Here is a 15,014-nt window from a genome sequence, read left to right on the forward strand (position 1 = left end):
TTACTCCGTTGGTTGATCTTTGAGGATTGCACTCTGGCGGGCGCGATCCTCAGCGATTTTTGCTCGCACCGCACCGGATAGGCCGAAAGCCATGAGCCCGGCAACGGCGACCGATACCCCGAAGAACACCGTGGTAGCGAACATATTTCCGTTCGTGAGATCTTGCAGCCATCCGCCGAGGTACGGGCCGAGCATTCCGCCGAGGTTCCCGATACCGTTAATGATACCGAAGCCGGCACCCACCGCCGCCGGGGGCAGCAGCAGGGAGTTGATCGTCCAGTACGGGGCGAAGAAGGAGAGCTGGCAGGCGGTTGCCGCCGCGAGCGCAACCACCACCAACCACCGCTGGTCCGCCGTCACGAAGGAAGAAAGCGCCAAGATAATACCGCCGAGGATGAGCGGAATACCCACGCGGGTGCAGTAGCGCTGGTCGCGATCCGCGCCCTTGCCGTTGAACCAGATAGCAATACCGGCGCAGACGGGCGGGATCGCAGAAACCAGACCCACCGTGAGCGAACCGTGGAAGGACTGCTTGAGGAGGGTGGGCAACCAAATCTGGAGCCCGTAGAAGCCCAACCACACAAACATCCCCAGGAAAGCCAGGTACCAGGTGAAGGGATTGCGCACCGCGAGGCGCCAATCCGATTCCACCGGCTTTTCGTTGCCGTCGATGATTTGCAGGGCGCGGATCTCGTCCTTTTCATCCTGGTCGATCCACCGGGCTGTATCCGGATTATCGGCCGCGAAGTACCACCACAGTCCCACGCCGATAACCAGCGGCAGCGCCCCCTGAATAATGAAGAGTTCGCGCCAGTTCCCGTACATGAGAATAAGGCCGGCGAAGGGACCGGTGATGATCGTGGCGATGGGATTGTGCATGATGAACAGCGAGAAGGCCCGCCCGCGTTCTGCCTTGGAGAACCACCGGGAAATGAGGACCATAAGTGCTGGCTGCACCCCGCCCTCGAAAACCCCGAGCGTAAAGCGCGCAATGAGTAGCTGCGTATACGAGTGGACGAAACCGGCCAGAATCGCGCAGACTCCCCACCCGATCATCAGCACAAAAACAACTTTCCGGGCACTCCACTTTTGCGCCAGGTAGCCGCCCGGGACCTGGAGTACCAGGTACCCGATGAAGAAGATTCCCGCGGCGAACCCAGCCTGGGAAGCATCCATATTGAGGCTTTCCCGGATGCCTTCCATGCCGAAGCCAATATTGACACGGTCGATATACGCGATGATGTAGATCGTGATAATGACGGGGATGAGAATTTTCCAGCGGCGCCGCGCTGACGTGGGAACGTGGACCGGGGTTGTCATTTATGCCTCCTCGGCGATTGTTTTGAGCGCGTAGACGCGTGCAGGGCCGCCATCTGCACCCTTGATTTTCAAAGGTGCCGCGAAGAAGAGGAAGCGCTCCTGGCTAAGCTGTTCCAGCCCGGCCAGGTATTCGATTTGCAGGATTCCCTTGGGTAGCAGCACGGTATGGCAGGCCCAGTCTTCGATGGGTTCGTGATGCTCGAAATCCGTGAGGTACGGTTCACGGATCGCCCGGTCCTGCGGGAAATCAAAAGCGATTGCCTTGGCCTCCAGCTCGAGGAGGTATTCCGCGCCGGACTTCGTAATCCACGGGGACATGGTCCAGAATTCTGGCTCGGTTGTGGGGTGGCGCAGCGCCTGGTTGCTGCGGATAAGTACGACGTCGCCGGCGCGTACCGCGCCGGCCCGGGCCTCAAGAACTTCGCGGGAAAGTGCAGCGTTATCGCCCAAATCCGCAACGTCGATCAGGCTGGCTTCCCCGCAGAAACGCTCGATGGGGAGCATCTCGATGGTTTCCAGGGCCCGATCAACGTGCTGGGGCGCATCGCAATGGGAGAAATTATGGGCACCGTAATCTTTGAGAACGGTGGAACGGAAGGTAAATTCCGGTTTCGGAAGTTCCTTGAAGGCGAACTCCGGAGCGAAACGCCAATGCGGCTCAATAAGCATCGACAGATCGACGACGCGATAGTGATCGAAAAATCCCATGGTAGTTGTCCTATTTTTCGACGTGCGCGGCGGTGCGCACGGCTTCCGATGTTGTGTTGAGCAGATCCGACGGGAGGCGGTAGATCCGCACCGCGTTCTCTGCGTAGGCGGCTCGTTGTTCCGCCTGAGACCATCCGCTTGTGATCTCACGGAAGCCATTCCAAATATCGGCGAAGCTTCCGGCGATGGAATCGACCGGGAAATTCGAGGCGAACATAATGCGTTCGGTTCCGAAAATCTCGGTGATTCTTTCCACGATGGGACGGTTATTTTCCACGGTCCAGGGCTGGTCTTTCAGCCCGATCCCGGAAATCTTGATGGAGACCTGCGGATATTGCGCCATGAATTCCAGGGCGCGCGCCCAGCCGGCGATCATTTCCGGGTGGCGATCCGCGGGGAGTCCGGAGTGGTTGATAATGAGGGGAATATCCGGGTTCTCATCCAGAACGGTTTTCGCCTCGGTCATATGCCACCAGGCCACTTGCAGGTCGAAACTCAATCCAACGGTACGTAGCGCGGCGTAGCCTTTCTGCCACTGCGGGTCAGTGAGCAGGCTCGGGTTGCTTTCCGCGCTGGCCGGCGAATCGGATTGCCCGGGCTTATTACGAACCCCGCGCACAATGGGAATCTCCGCTAATTCTTCGAGGGTGCCCTGCACCTGCGGATCTTTGAGAATCGCGTGCCCTACCCCGGCGTTGGGGAGTCCGAAGCGATCTGCAATATTTTGGGTATAGCGCATTTCGCCAACTGGATCATCCAGTTCCCATTCGGTTTCCATCGTTACCGAACCGACGAGGTTGAGGTTAATACTCGCGGCTAAATCGGTGAGATCCGCCGGCAAGAAATCAACTTTGATCGGATCGTAATTGCCGTAGCGGAAAGGAATATGCGCATCGGGGCGCAGCCAGGGCTGGTATCCCAGATGCGGCTCCCAGAAGTGATGGTGCGCGTCAATGACTGGACCTGTGTATAACTCCATTGTTTCCTCCTTGGTCCGGGTGCGGTGGCGCCATCGCGGTGGCACATGCCGCAGTGGCACCACCGCACCCAAAAATTCGTCGCTATGAGGCGCGCTTATGCGGTGACCCGTCGCTGCGCCAAGGGACGATTGAAATTAATGAGGGCGGAACCGATCATGTACAGTCCTGCCGCGCAGGCGAGGAATACGAACGCTCCGGTGAAGGAGCCCCCGGCTGCCTTGATCGCGTAGCCCATGATGATGGGGGCGAGCGCGCCGCCCAGGGACGAGGCCATATTCATGACGGAACCCACCGTGCCCACCTGGCTCTTCGGGGCGAGCCAGGCCGGGATCGCCCAGTACAGCCCACCGAAGTTCGTGAAGAACACGGCACCTGAGAGCAGGAAGAGGGCGGTCATTCCGGAGGGCGCGAAGGGGATAGCTGCCACGCATACCGCCATGCCGAGGGCGGAGCCGACCAGCAGCGCCTTCATAACCTTGTTGTAATCGTTGAAGGTGCGCCGCCCCCAGTCCGCGAGCCACCCGGCTACCAGCTGGCCCACCACGCCCATCATGAACATGAAGAAGGTGCCCCAGCCCAGGCCGGCCAGATCGAAATCGCGAGCGCGCGAGAGGTAGGACGGGGTCCAGGAGATGAGTCCCCACCATACGGTGGCCCAGCCCAGGCGCCCAAACCAGAACGCCCACCAGGAGGTGGAACGCGCGTAGTCCACGATGCGCGGGAGCTTGGCCTTTTCTTCCGCGGTGAGTTCGGCGCCTTCCTGGCCTACCTCACCTTCGCGGATATGTTCGAGTTCTTCCGCGCTCACCCGCGGGTGTTCTTCCGGAGTGTCACGTACCCAGATGTAGTAGATAATCGCGACGATAACCGTGATCCCGCCGGTGATATAGAAGGCCCAGCGCCAGGATCCGAAGAAGCCAATAATGGCGGTGACCATAATGCCACCCACGGCGGATCCGAAGGCTCCGGCCATATCCACGAAGGTGGCACCGCGGGCGCGTTCCCCGGAAGGCAACCACGATGAGTTGAGCTTGGAGCCCGAAGGCGCACACGGAGCTTCCAATGCGCCGAGGAGCAGGCGGGAGACCCCGAAGCCCAAACCGGTGTGGATAAAACCGATAACCATCTGGGTTCCACCCCAGAGCGCCCCGGCTGCACCGATCACGCGGCGCGGCCCGAATTTATCGAGGAGCCAGCCACCGGGAACCTGGAAAATGAGGTAGGTCCAGAAGAAGGTGGAAAGGATCCACCCCTGCATATCCTCATCGATGCCCAGTTCCTTATCGATAAAGGGCAGGGCGATGGACAGGGTGGTGCGGTCGATGTAATTGAGCAGAATAATGAGCCATAAAATCATGAAGACTTCGATGCGAATCTTCGATTTTTTCCCCTTCTTCGGGTGGCTCACTGCGTGCTTGTGAACGGACATGGTGAACCGGCTTCCTATGCCTGGGCCGCTTCCGCGGTCTTGATACCGAGGGAGGTAGCAATATCGAAGGCTCGCTGGGAGGGCCCGATGGAGGCGATGCCCTGGCCCACGATTTCGTAGGCGGTACCGTGCGCCGGGGTAGCCAGCGGAACCGGCAAACCGCCCTGAACTGTCACGCCCTTATCGAAGCCAATGGTCTTGAGTGCGATCTGGCCTTGGTCGTGGTACATCGTAACAACGCCGTCGAAATTCCCCTTCTGGGCACGCATGAAGGTGGTGTCCGGCGGGAAGGGACCCTGCACATTAACGCCGTCGAACTGCGCAAGTTCCACGCCCGGGGCGATATGGTCGATTTCTTCGCGGCCGAACTGCCCGGATTCTCCCCCGTGCGGGTTGAGCGCGCATACCGCAATACGCGGTTCTTCCACCCCGATGCCCTTAATAACATCGTTGAGCAGATTAATGGCATCGCGTACCGCCCGGGCGTTAATGCGGGCGGCTACCTGCGAGATGCCGCAATGCGAGGTCACACGCGAGGTGGTGAGTCCGGGAATGAAATTAAGTTCGGAGGTGAAGCCGTCGTAGTTGAGTTCCTTGGCGAACCAGCGCAGCTCGTCTTCTTCGTGCATACCGGCTTCGTGGAGTGCGGCTTTATTGAGAGGGAGGAAGATAATGGCGTCTGCCTTGCCTTCCTTGTACATACCGATAGCCTTGAGGAGATCAGATTTCACGCGCCGGCCGCCTTCCACGGAATGTTCTCCGCGCTTGACGGGCTGATCTTGCAGTTCGGATCCCACGATCTGCACCTCACCGGGCTTCGCTTCTTCCGAATAGGGGAAGCTCAGGGAAAGTTCGGCGCAATATTTCTCCACTTCGGTAGCCGAAGCGAGCAGCTTAATATTGGCCTTTGCGCGGTTTTCTTCATCAGCGCACAGCTTCATGGCCAGTTCCGGGCCGATACCCGAAGGATCACCGATAGTCATAGCGAGATTGGGAACGGTAGTCATTGTTTTCTCCTTTGTAGGTGTGGCCGCGAGTGCGGCCGAGGACGGACAGGTAACTGAGGCGAAAAGGTTCGAGAATTAGTACGACGACGCCGCAGCGGCTTCGCCGCCGCTGGACCCGCCAGCGGGGGACGTAGCGGAGCGAACGGAATCTCCATCAGCGGCGAAGGGATCAATGGTGCGCAAGGCGGAGCGGAGCACCTGGCGGATATAGCGTGCGTTGGTCGCGCCCACACCCAGCCAGTCCGAGCCGTAGTGTTCCACCATGAACGCTCCGGTGAATCCGCCCCGCAAGCCCTGCCGGATCACGGCGCGATAGTTAATAAGTCCGCTTTCCAGGGGAACTGGTGCGGACATATAGGTACCGGTTTCTGGGTCCTCATCGCGAATGTAATTCTTGATATGCCAGTAATTGGCGTAAGGAAGAACTGCATCGAACATCTCCTGGTAGCTGGGCATAGGCCGGTGGAGGCGGATGAGATTACCGATATCCGGATTGAGCCCTACGTTGTCACGGTCAATATCGCGCACGAAGCTCACCGCGCCATCGTGGGTTCCCACGTAGGTGTCCTCGTACATTTCCAGGCTGATCTGCATCCCGTATTGCCCGGCGTGCCGGGCTAGTTCCCGCACCCGCTCTATTGCGAGCGGGCGCAGCTGCGGATCGCATACGTGCCCGGGGGCCAACCAGAACCACAGCGCCTTTTCCTGCGCCGGGGTGAGGGCTTCCATAAAGCCGATATTGATAACCTGTGCCCCGAGCTCATGCCCACGGTCAATGAGATCGTGTACGAAGGCAAGATTGGTATCTCCGTTGCGAACATCAACGACGGAACGCCTACCCACGGAAATAGCTGGAATGCTGAGGTCGAGATCCCGGCACATATCCCGGAAGGACGCGAAACGTTCTTCGGGTAGATCAACGAGGGGAACCCAGTCATCCATCGGGTCAATAGCGCTGAAGCCGAGTTCTTTGACTTGCAGAAGCTGGTCTTCCCATACGCTCAACGGCGCTGTGGCTATATCCTCCCCTGTTTCCGTGCGGGATCCGAAATTCATCTTGGCTGCAATTGGCCAGGTATCCGCCGTATACACCTCATCACTCCTTTCGCCGGCCCCGTCTCCGGGGCCGGCGCCTATTCGCTTATTGCTAGCGAGCCTTAGCTCTGCCCGAGTCCCTTCTTGAGATCTGCTTCGTACTCTTCGAGATACTTGACGAAATCATCGCCGAAGAGAGGATCGATCTGCATGAAGTTGGTTTCCATGTAGCTGGTGAAGTCCTTGCTTTCGCTGTACTTCTTTGCCGCATCGATCCAGTACTCGCGGGCTTCATCACTGATTCCACCCGGAGCGATGAGACCGCGGAACTGGGAGAAGGTCACGTTAATGCCTTCCTCCACGGTGGTGGGGATGTCCTTGAGCGCATCGTAGTGGTAGCGCTCATCGGAGATCACGCACAGCGGAACAAGATCGCCGGCTTCCAGCTGGCCCATTACTTCGCTGGGGTTACCCAGGGCGACATCAACGTGGCCACCGAGCAGCGCCGTCACTGCCTCACCGCCAGATTCGTAAGGCACGCGCTGGAATTGCACGCCCTGATCCTTTTCGATGAGCCCGAATTGGATAGCATCGTTACCGGTCACGCCACCGGAGATGGAAACCTTGACCGACCCGGCCTTCGCCGCGTCCACCACGGCACGGCAAGAGTTGTAGGGAGAACCCTTCTTGACGACCATAATCGTCGAGTCCTGACCCACCTTCATAATCGGGGTGAAGCTGCGCCAGGTAAAGGGCACATTTTCGGTGAGAGGAAGGTTAATGAGGGCAGTTTCGGTGGCGAGGAGCTTGGAGGTGTCGCCTTCTTCGCCCAGGAATGCGGCGTAGCCGACGGCACCGCCGGCCCCCTGACGATTCTCCACCGAAATGGATTTACCCGTGACGTTCTCCAGACCGGAGGCGATGGCACGGCCGGACATATCCGATCCGCCGCCGGGGGCCATGGGCACCACCATGGTGATACGGGCACCGGGATCGAAATCGCTTCCTCCTGCGGAGGAGCCACCGTCCTTATCCTGACAGCCGGATAGGGCGAGGAGCGCGCAGCTAACAGCGGCGATACCGCTCATGAGTCGTGAGATTTTCATTGTTATTCCTTTGAGTTGATCGTCGTTGATCCGGATTGGGGGATGTCACCGCTGGGCGTGAGAGCCGGCGGTGGCGTGGTTGTCGTGTCGAGAGCGCGGGTTCCGCGCGCGGCCGAGCCGGCGTGCTCCCCCACGGCAGCGGGTCGCGCAAGGTCCGCGAGCGGTTCGGGTTCCTCCGCGGAAGTTACCTCCGCGGGGACCTCGGCCGCCGCGGACTTGCGGCTGGATTTACGTGAGAAACGCTTGAGGAGGCCGGGAACCACCATGATGGCCAGGGTGATGCCGAGGATCGTCAAGGCCAGGGGCTGGCGGAATACGATGGTGAGATCGCCCTGGCTGAAAGCGGAGGTCTGCACCAGATAGCGTTCCACCATGGGCCCGAGCACCATGCCCAGGATGAGCGGCGCCGTCGGATAGTTGTATTTCTTGATGAAGAACCCGGCCAAGCCCGCAACAAAGAGAACCGTGAGCGCGAAAACGCCATTTTCCACCGCGAAGGCCCCGAACATCGAGAAGAAGATGATGAGCGGGTAGAGGTAGGAGTAGGGCAAACGCAGGACCTGGGCGAAAACCGGTGCCATGGGCAGGTTGAGGATAAGCAGGATGACGTTTCCGATGAAGAAGGACGTCAGCAAGCCCCATACCAGCGTGGGTTGGTTCTCAAAAAGGAGGGGCCCGGGCTGGATCCCGTACATGACAAAGGCGCCGAGGAGGACTGCCGTCGTCGTACCACCGGGAACACCCAGCGCGAGAGTCGGAACGAAATTCGCATTGGCCGCAGCGTTATTTGCCGATTCGGACGCTGCCACGCCTTCAATGGCGCCCTTACCAAAGTTGCGAGAGTTCTTGGAGACCTGCTTTTCCGCTCCGTAGGCGACCAGGGAAGCGAGGGTAGATCCCGCTCCGGGCAGGCAGCCGAGCACGAAGCCGAGCCCGGTACCGCGGGTAATAGCAGGAAAAGCCTGCTTAATATCGGAGGGTTTGATGACCATGTCACGCATGCGGGCACGAATGGGTTTCGCGGTGCCCGCGCCGATCTGGGAGACAACCTCTCCGATGGCGAAGACTCCGATCATAACGACGACGAAATCAATGCCGCCCAGCAAACTCACGCTTCCAAAGGTGAAGCGCGAAGCCGCGAAGGCCGAGGACATTCCCACAGTGGAGAGCACCAGGCCGATGCCGGCCATCATGAGTCCCTTGGCGAGGTTATCGCCAGAGAAGGAGATGATGGTGAGCAGGCCCATGATCATAATGGCGAGCATTTCAGCCGGGCCGAAACGCAGCGCGAATTGCGCGATAGGGGCTGCTACCAGGCAGAGCAGGATGAGGGAAACAATGGCTGCGAAGAAGGAGCCGATGGCCGCAATCGCGAGCGCCTTACCCGCTTTTCCTTTTCGGGCTAAAGAGTAGCCGTCTATCACTGTTGCGACGGCGCTGGCATCCCCCGGGGTGGCAATAAGAACCGCGGCAATCGTGCCGCCGTACTGGCACCCGTAGTAAATACCCGCGAGCATAATAAGCGCGGTGACTGGCTCCATCGTGAGAGTAAGCGGCAACAGAATTGCCACGCCCGTGGTGGCCCCCAGGCCAGGGAGCATCCCGATAACAGTACCGAGGAGTACCCCAATAAAACACCAGAGCAGATTGTCCGGGGTGAGGGATGTTTGGAAACCGAGCAGAAGATTCTCAATCATGATGTGTTCTTTCCTCCCTTACACCAGGTCGAGCATTCCGGTGGGAAGCGGTACTTGGAGCAGTACCGAGAAGACCACGTAGCCGAAGAGGAAGGTGAGAATAGCGGCGAGGAGCCCCTTCCACCACGTACGCCGTTCCACGAAAACAACGAGGACAAAGACCATGAGCGTGACAGACAGCAGCAGGCCGATGACCCGGGTGAGGATAATTGCGCCGAGCATCGCGAGGAACACGTAGACCACCGCGAGCTGGCGCTGGCGTTCGGTGCGCTCGCCTTCCGCGGGCGTTTCTTCGGCCGCGTACTGCTCCATGAGCTGGACGGATTCGTCGTCTTCGGGACTGGCAGCCGGTGCCGGCTTGGTGATGCTGGAGCGAATAAGATCCCAGATCGAAGCAAGCACAATAACGCAACCGGCAATGAAGGGCATGAGCCCCGCGCCAACTTCGCCATTATCTTGTGACAGTCCGTAATTCCATCCCGCCACGATGACGTAGATGCCGATACCTAAAATAACGAGGCGGAAAACCAGGGCACCGATATCACGGTTCCCGCCCGAACGTTGAGCTTGTACCGGCGCGCTTGTGGTGGCACCCGTGGTGTTCTGAGAAACCGCGCCGGGTGGGTGCATCCCAGGGTCTCCATCGGTCTTCACCGTTGTACTCCTCATCGAGCAACCTTTCCTTCTGGTAGTGCACTTCTGTGGTAGGGATGACGTTTCGGCTTTGAAACCAACATCGACAGTGACGTGCGCTACTAAGTTTCCAATATCCTATATCGTATAGGATTCTGTGACAAGGGCCGCGCGGTACCCTGAGGTGCCGAAGCCACACAGGAGTGAAGCTTTCTAGGCTGCGGGCACCGATGCCGAAGGAGGAGCAATGGGGCAGATTCTCATCACGGTCGGGATTGTTATCTACCTGGGCGTGGCGGTGCTCTGGGCTGTTAACCTGATCCGCGGATTGCGCCGCGCGGCGCAAGATCCCCAGTCGCGGCTGGATCGGAGCGCGCGGCGAACCACCTACCTCGCTTTAGCTACCTGCTGGGCGTGGCCGGTATGGATTTTTATCAGCCTCGCGATTGCGGCGCGGCGGATTCGCCGGGCCGGCCGTGGTGGCTAGGTAAGCGAGGTGTCGATGGGCGCGGCGTCGTCGCCCATTTATCTGAACCGCACATGCCGCGGCGAACGCGAACCGCGCCACGCAAGGCATTTATTCCGCGTCGGAAATCGAGCGGCGCAACACCCCGTTGAGGTGGGCTTCCATTGCGGCTAGCGCATCCTCGCGAGTGCCCGAAGCGAAAGCCTCCAAAATCGCATGGTGCTCCGCGGTGGCCTGGGCTCCGTCAGAGCTGCCCTCCCCCACCGTTTGGCGAATGCGATGGGCCTGGAAAGCGAGGTTATCCACCGCCGATTCCAGATAAGAATTATTTGCGTAGCGAATGATAACGCGGTGGAAGTTCCAATCGGCGTCGAAATAGTGGCGGATATGGGCGAGGTCAAGATGCCCTTTTTCATGCTCAAGATTCTGCCACGCCACTTCGTGTTCGGCGTGGGCCTGGCGCAATTCCGGAAGGAGCTGCGCGGCGTGCGGATACGCCCAGTCCACCGCCTGGAGTTCTAGAAGCTTACGAACGTCAATAAGTTTGCGAATTTGCTCGGTAGAGATGGGAGGAGCCACCCGGTAGCCGCGCCGCGCCAGGCGCTCCACCAAGCCGGTATGCTCCATTTCCACCATGGCTTCACGCACCGGGGTGGGAGATACGTCAAGATCACGGGCCAGACCGTCAATACTTAAGGATTCTTCCGGCTGGAACACGCCGCCCAGCAGCATATCGAGAATGGTGGAATACACCTCGTCGCGTAAAGCAGAGCGACGACGCTTAAGCAGAGAACCGGTGACGGCCACGGCGACTCCTCGGAATCCAATGAACACACTCTTCGCCCGCCGTTCCGCGGCGTTGGCACGCGGCATTTCGCGTCACAGAGGCGGGGGTATGGGCATAGTATACCGAGGGCGCCGGGCCGGCTCCGGGACTTGAGTCAAGGTCACTATGTACAGGAACGACGGCGCGGCAGCCGAGCTAGCAGCTCGGGGGCTGCCCTGTTAGCGCCCCTCCCTCACCTCCGCGATCCGGTTGCACAGCGCGGCCACGGCATCCTCATCATTGGAGCCGNAGAGGTGAAAAAGAGACAGAAACACCCTCTTCGCCCGCCGTTCCGCGGCGTTGGCACGCGGCATTTCGCGTCACAGAGGCGGGGGTATGGGCATAGTATACCGAGGGCGCCGGGCCGGCTCCGGGACTTGAGTCAAGGTCACTATGTACAGGAACGACGGCGCGGCAGCCGAGCTAGCAGCTCGGGGGCTGCCCTGTTAGCGCCCCTCCCTCACCTCCGCGATCCGGTTGCACAGCGCGGCCACGGCATCCTCATCATTGGAGCCGATCTCATAGGCGGAAATCTCCTTGACGGCCGCCACCGAATTGGACGGGCAGATCGCCACGCCCACTTCGCGCAGCCAGGGCAGGTCATTGGCGGAATCGCCAATGCCGGCGGTGCGCGCCACCGGAACGCCCAGCCCCTCGAGGATGGTGCGCAGCGCCACCCATTTATCGGTGGCCGGGCTGGTCACTTCGATGGTGCCGTCATAAGAGCGCGCCGCGTTGGGGAATTCGGCCGCGAGGTCGGCGCGGATGCGTTCATATTCGGCGTCGTTCGCGAACAGCGCGGCCTTGAGGCGATCCTCGTGCGGCAGCGCCTCCAGATCCGCCACGATGGGCTGCTCGCCTTCGTTGCGCTCGGCCAGCACCCGCACCGCTTCACCGTCCTCCTTCGCGAAAAGATGGTCGCGCCCGAAAATAACCAGCTGGAGGTCGTGCGTGCGGCAAAAGTCGAGGATGCGTGCGTAGAGCGCGTCATCCATAGGTTCGTACGACGCCGCGCCCGCCGCGCCATGCGCATATTCCCGCACGGATGCCACCGCCATCGCGCCGCTCGCCGCGATAAGCGGGCCGTCAATATTGGCCCGCTCGTAAATCCCGACGGTAGCCGGGTATACCCGGCCGGTCGCCACAATAATCGCGACGCCGGTGGCGTGCAGCCGGGCCAGCGCCGCAATCGTGGCATCGGAAACGTGTTTGTCATTGCGCGCCAGGGTGCCGTCCAAATCGAGGGCCAGCGCGTCAATGGTGAGAAGGTCTGCGGGAAGCTCAGCTTCCAGGTCCACATGAATAGCCATATCTCCACGGTACGCTACTCGCGCGCGCTCCGGGAGGGGCTGCACCGCCCGCGGCCCGTGCACCGGGCAACCGACCTGCCCGAACACACCCGCGACCCGCGCGGGCCACGCCCACACCCGGTGCAGCTACCGGTGGCTAATCGTTTCCTTCCCGTCCTTCCCGTGAATTTCCACCAGCTGCGCGGTGGCCGACTGGCCATCCGCAGCAATCTCCGTAATATCAATCGTTAGGGCCAGCTCACCCCAGGCCGGATCCGGGCTGGCCGGCTTGGGGGTCTCACCCGGCCGGGTCACGATTTTCGGGTCCACAGTTTCCAAGCCCAGCTCCTGCGGCGAATAGCTTTCCAAGCCGGCGATAGTCACCCGGGCTCCCCCGCATTGCGGCGGGTAGCTCTCCAGGAACACATCGCACATGGTGGCCACGCCACCCGACATAATGACCCCGCCGCGCACCTTCACTTCTCCGGTGCCGTGCGCGATAGCCTCAGACGGGAACTGCGCGGTATCCCCCGGCCCGCCCGGGAGGGGCGTGGCCGATGGCGGCGTCGTCGTATCACCACTGCATCCACCCAGGCCCGCCACGCCGCAGAACGCGGCCACCGCTCCCGCGGCTAAGGCCATCATTTTCGTGCTCCGCATCTTCTGCCTTTCGTTTCTGAACCCGCGCCGAACGCGCCCGCGAATCCGCCCGCGTTACTGGTAGCTCACGAAGGCCGGGGTCGGCTCCACCTGGGTGTAGGTTTCCTCCGGCGTGAGCATCGGTTTGTCCTCATCGTAAAAGTTCTTCCAGCCCCACGCCACACCGGCGGGCGCGTGGCTGTGCAAGGTGCGCCAGGTGTCCTGCTTGGCGGGCTGGCTGCCTTGGCCGTCGGCGTGAATGACCAGCGCGACTTCGGCACGCGACTGGTCAAGCTGATCAACATCGCGCAGCATCTGCACCTGGAACTGGTGCAGGATCACGACTTTCTGCGGCAGCTGATTCTCCCGCACAAAATCGGCGAGCCACCGCACCGTCTCGTTCACCTCGGCAATCTCCACGTGACCGATGCGCTCAAGCGGGAAATCCTCCGGGCCCAGGCGCCATTCCGGGTCCAGCGCGATGCCCACATTCGGGTAGCGCAGCAGCTTCTCATAGCGTTTGACCTGCTCAGGGAAGCTGGAACGCCCGGGCTGGAAATCGAGCACCACGTACTGGCCGTGGCGCGCGGCCGCCTCAATATAGGGCACGAAAATATCCGGATCCCATTCGTGCGAATAATTGCCATCGTCGCCGGGCTGCCCGGCCGCCACCGTCACGATGAGCTCCATCGCGGGGATCACCGTATCCTCCGTGAGCGCGCGGTACGGCTGGGCATGCGCATCGGCGCGCGCCGCGGTTTCCTCCACGCCCTGTTCGCCGAGCACCCCGAGCGCGGCCGTGACCGGCGAACCGTAGAGCGCCACGTACCGCTTGCCTTCCAGCACCAACTGCCCGCCGCCGGGTAGTTCCGTGCCGCTGCGCGCCGCGGCTAACTGCCACGAAAGATCCGGAAGGGCGACGCCGAAACTGGCCACCGCCGCCTCACTTCCCGCGAGCGCCTGGATAGTTGCACTGCTTGCGCGCGGATCAGGATGTGATTCGACGACGGCGCCACCTGCCGCGCGCACCGTGGCCAAGGTGGCGGGATTCGCGCCATCAGTAATCGCGGGGAATGGAGCGGTGGCGGTGGCCGGCAGGTAGTGGATATCGGCAGGTGTGAGGTGGGTTGGGCCGGTCTGAGTGGGCTGGGCAGTGCCGGCCGGCTGCGAGGATTCTGCGGGCTGCGAGGATTCCTGACCCTCCGCGGGAGGGTACTCTTCGGCTTCGCCGCTCAACCAATCCGGCTTCGCGGTTCCCACCAGGAAGGTATGCTGCACGCCGAGCCGCTCAAATTCCGCGGCGAGGGCGTTCCCGCCAGCCTGCGCTTCGGGCTGCTGATCCGCTTCGGGCGCACCCTGCGCTTCAGGCTGCGCTTCCGCGCTCTCCACCAGGAAAACCGGCACGCCCAGCGACCCGGCCAGCTCACCGGCCTGTTCTACCGAATCCGGGCCGCTCAGCACCGCAACGTGGGCACTGGCAAAAAGCGCGGCGGAGGCGGCAATGGCGCCTTCCGCATCCGCGGTGGGGAGTACCAGGTCCGCTTGCGGTGCGCGATGCACGGCAATGGGGCCGCGCTCCTCGGCGCTCGGCTCGCCGCTACATGAACTGAGGCTGAGCGCTAATACAAGGGCCAGCACGGTGAGCAGGCCGAACGAGGCCAGGTGCGGGCGGCGGGAGGTGCGCGACAATGTGAATGGCGTGGTGGCGGTGCTGGGTCGACGGTGACGATGCGGCACAAAACTTCCTTCCTTCGGCGCCTTTCCAGAGTAGCGATAATGCGCCGCCCGCGCATCCCCCACGCATCCCCGCCCGCGCGCTACCAGCCCACGGTGCGTTCCGCGGCCAGCCCCGTGTCAAGCTGCCCGCTACGCCAAGCCA

Annotated in this window: 14 protein-coding genes; 1 reads left to right on the forward strand and 13 read right to left on the reverse strand. The window is 61.3% G+C overall.

Annotated elements, in window-relative coordinates; all coding sequences use genetic code 11:
* From CZ322_RS00180 to CZ322_RS00220, 9 genes are all read right to left on the reverse strand, one after another.
* On the reverse strand, positions 1–1,320 hold the full coding sequence (locus tag CZ322_RS00180) for an MFS transporter (RefSeq protein WP_087069719.1): 1,320 nt from the start codon (positions 1,318–1,320) through the stop codon (positions 1–3).
* Positions 1,321–2,028, reverse strand: a complete 708-nt coding sequence (locus CZ322_RS00185; protein ID WP_087069720.1) for a cyclase family protein — start codon at positions 2,026–2,028, stop codon at positions 1,321–1,323.
* A 10-nt stretch (positions 2,029–2,038) separates the two neighbouring features.
* Complete coding sequence (locus CZ322_RS00190) at positions 2,039–3,007, reverse strand: amidohydrolase family protein (RefSeq protein ID WP_087069721.1); 969 nt, start codon at positions 3,005–3,007, stop codon at positions 2,039–2,041.
* A gap of 95 nt (positions 3,008–3,102) precedes the next feature.
* Positions 3,103–4,437 (reverse strand): MFS transporter, encoded by a 1,335-nt coding sequence (locus tag CZ322_RS00195; RefSeq protein ID WP_087069722.1) that lies wholly within the window; start codon positions 4,435–4,437, stop codon positions 3,103–3,105.
* Positions 4,438–4,451: 14 nt separating this feature from the next.
* A complete protein-coding gene (locus CZ322_RS00200; protein ID WP_087069723.1) occupies positions 4,452–5,444 on the reverse strand; it encodes a 4-hydroxythreonine-4-phosphate dehydrogenase PdxA in 993 nt (330 codons plus the stop codon).
* A 75-nt stretch (positions 5,445–5,519) separates the two neighbouring features.
* Positions 5,520–6,536 (reverse strand): sugar phosphate isomerase/epimerase family protein, encoded by a 1,017-nt coding sequence (locus tag CZ322_RS00205; protein ID WP_087069724.1) that lies wholly within the window; start codon positions 6,534–6,536, stop codon positions 5,520–5,522.
* A 65-nt stretch (positions 6,537–6,601) separates the two neighbouring features.
* Positions 6,602–7,585 (reverse strand): tripartite tricarboxylate transporter substrate binding protein, encoded by a 984-nt coding sequence (locus CZ322_RS00210; protein WP_087069725.1) that lies wholly within the window; start codon positions 7,583–7,585, stop codon positions 6,602–6,604.
* Positions 7,586–7,587: 2 nt separating this feature from the next.
* Entirely contained in the window at positions 7,588–9,282 is a 1,695-nt protein-coding gene (locus CZ322_RS00215) for a tripartite tricarboxylate transporter permease (RefSeq protein ID WP_087069726.1), read from the reverse strand.
* An 18-nt stretch (positions 9,283–9,300) separates the two neighbouring features.
* A complete protein-coding gene (locus CZ322_RS00220; RefSeq protein WP_087069727.1) occupies positions 9,301–9,951 on the reverse strand; it encodes a tripartite tricarboxylate transporter TctB family protein in 651 nt (216 codons plus the stop codon).
* 211 nt (positions 9,952–10,162) lie between these two features.
* Here CZ322_RS00220 and CZ322_RS00225 point away from each other — a divergent pair, with 211 nt between their 5' ends.
* The gene (locus CZ322_RS00225; RefSeq protein WP_087069728.1) at positions 10,163–10,402 is read left to right on the forward strand and encodes a hypothetical protein; all 240 of its coding nucleotides are present in this window, start codon (positions 10,163–10,165) and stop codon (positions 10,400–10,402) included.
* A 90-nt stretch (positions 10,403–10,492) separates the two neighbouring features.
* Here CZ322_RS00225 and CZ322_RS00230 read toward each other — a convergent pair whose 3' ends face one another.
* The 4 genes from CZ322_RS00230 to CZ322_RS00245 all read right to left on the reverse strand — a co-directional run bounded on the left by CZ322_RS00230 (position 10,493) and on the right by CZ322_RS00245 (position 14,872).
* Positions 10,493–11,188 carry a GntR family transcriptional regulator gene (locus tag CZ322_RS00230; RefSeq protein ID WP_234984393.1) on the reverse strand — a complete coding sequence of 232 codons (696 nt, stop codon included), beginning with the start codon at positions 11,186–11,188 and terminating at the stop codon, positions 10,493–10,495.
* 465 nt (positions 11,189–11,653) lie between these two features.
* Positions 11,654–12,517 (reverse strand): HAD family hydrolase, encoded by an 864-nt coding sequence (locus CZ322_RS00235; protein WP_101595459.1) that lies wholly within the window; start codon positions 12,515–12,517, stop codon positions 11,654–11,656.
* 126 nt (positions 12,518–12,643) lie between these two features.
* The gene (locus CZ322_RS00240) at positions 12,644–13,156 is read right to left on the reverse strand and encodes a hypothetical protein (RefSeq protein ID WP_087069731.1); all 513 of its coding nucleotides are present in this window, start codon (positions 13,154–13,156) and stop codon (positions 12,644–12,646) included.
* A gap of 54 nt (positions 13,157–13,210) precedes the next feature.
* Entirely contained in the window at positions 13,211–14,872 is a 1,662-nt protein-coding gene (locus CZ322_RS00245; RefSeq protein WP_087069732.1) for a hypothetical protein, read from the reverse strand.
* Positions 14,873–15,014 lie beyond the last annotated feature (142 nt).

This window comes from Actinotignum timonense (genome assembly GCF_900155575.1).
GTDB lineage: Bacteria > Actinomycetota > Actinomycetes > Actinomycetales > Actinomycetaceae > Actinotignum > Actinotignum timonense.